Source organism: Pseudoxanthomonas sp. SGNA-20, from assembly GCF_003931635.1.
Lineage (GTDB): Bacteria > Pseudomonadota > Gammaproteobacteria > Xanthomonadales > Xanthomonadaceae > Pseudoxanthomonas.
The window spans coordinates 1-603 of the sequence record NZ_RRYK01000027.1; the positions used below are offsets into that span (position 1 = coordinate 1).

Annotated in this window: 1 protein-coding gene; it reads right to left on the bottom strand. The window is 64.8% G+C overall.

The genetic code is table 11. The features are described 5' to 3' along the window. Window positions 1-14 precede the first annotated feature (14 nt). A partial coding sequence (locus EIM48_RS15265) for an integrase core domain-containing protein (protein ID WP_233581719.1) occupies window positions 15-603 on the bottom strand: 589 nt, incomplete at its 5' end.

Sequence of the window (603 nt, forward strand, 5' to 3'; positions counted from 1 at the left end):
CGTAAGCTTCCCCGTCAAGCAGGCATTTCAAAAGTAGAACTTCCGGCGACGCGTTGGCGGTACTCGGCCGGGGTCAGATCGCCGAGCGAATCGTGGGGACGCTCCTCGTTGTACTCGAGCATCCACCAGTACGCGGCCTCGCGCACGTCGTCGAGGCGGGTGAACAGGTGCTGGTCCAGGACCTCCTCGCGGAAGGTCCGATTGAAGCGTTCGATGTAGGCGTTCTGGTTGGGCTTGCCGGGCTGGATGTACCGGATGGCCATGCCGTTGAGCTTGGCCCACTGCACGAAGGCCTCGCCCAGGAACTCCGGGCCGTTGTCGGTACGCAGGACCTGCGGCAGGCCGTGGTCGCGCTTGAGCTGCTCGAAGATGCGGACCAGGCGCGTGGACGAGATCGAGGTGTCGACCTCGATGTGCAGCGCCTCGCGGTTGAAGTCGTCGACCACGTTGAAGGTCCGGAAGCGGCGGCCACACGCCAGCGCGTCGGCCATGAAATCCGCTGACCAGACGGCATCGGGCAGCAGGGGAACGTAGAGCGGTACGCGTTCGCGCTTGGGCAGCCGCTGCTTGGCCTTGCGGCGCAGATTGAGCTTCATCGCCTTG